2 protein-coding genes are annotated in these 1,040 nt (G+C 41.8%); both read right to left on the minus strand.

The features are described from left to right. Positions 1-738 (minus strand): HD-GYP domain-containing protein (locus A3757_RS20120; RefSeq protein ID WP_156506447.1); only part of this gene is annotated, 738 nt, incomplete at its 3' end. A 152-nt stretch (positions 739-890) separates the two neighbouring features. Next, on the minus strand, positions 891-1,040 hold a 150-nt coding region (locus tag A3757_RS25355; RefSeq protein ID WP_197470156.1), incomplete at its 5' end, for an ATP-binding protein.

Consider the following 1,040-nt stretch of genomic DNA (forward strand, 5'->3'; position numbering starts at 1 on the left):
GACCGGAGGCACGTCTGATTTAGACATCAGCAGCTTGCGACCATGTGTCGCATGTTCCTTGACGAGTTCATATTCCTCGGAATTTAAGGATCCTTCTTTATTCAGCACCTCGATGGGTATATTAATCTTTCCCACATCATGCAGCATCGCCGCAACGCCTAGGTCTTCAAGCTCCTTTTCCAGCAGCTCCAGCTCACGCCCAAGTGCAACAGCCATGATAGATACACGTAAACTGTGTTCTGCCGTGTAATCATCTTTGTCTTTAATCTGAGTTAGCCAGAGCATGGCATTAGGGTTTTTTAGTACGCTTTTCACGCAACTTTTAACAGCTGTTTTTACCTCAGTGGTATTTATCTCCTGAGATAGACGGAGGGCACTAAGGGCATGATCAACTGTCTTCTTCGCATAGTCATAGTCAGATACGGCGACAGCCAACTCTCGTTCAACAGGTACTTTATAAATCCGGCGACTTTTGACATCAGTACGATTCTTTCGTTTTTCCCTATAAGTAATTTCTGTCTGAGTCACATCTATATAAACATATTCACAATACTCATTCAGTTGATCGATCTCTTCTTCACTGCTAATCAGAAAACCTTGAAACAGAAACGGGGTATCAACCCAAGGTCTATCCAATTCTACAACATACATACCAACACGAAGCTCAGTCGTCGCTATCTTTTCGCGAACCAATTTCTTATTGATATTGTAATGGTTGTAATTGTGCTCACCGATCATCCAGGTGCCCTCTACAGTTTATTGACCTTGTTAGTTTAGCCTATAAAAACACTAGTGTTAATTTGCATGTAAAACTGACCCGGCTTTTGCACTTAATTTTGACCCGCCTGAGAGGCCAGATTATGGCCTGAACTTTTCTTTTATTTCCAGTTTTAAATTCGTTTATTAGTAGATTCTTTGTAGCGGTAACTTTCGTTACCTGTTTCAATGATGTGACAGTGATGCGTTAGTCGATCAAGTAATGCGGTTGTCATCTTTGCGTCACCGAAGACTTGGCTCCACTCTGAAAAGCTTAAGTTAGT

This window comes from Oleiphilus sp. HI0117, assembly GCF_001635235.1.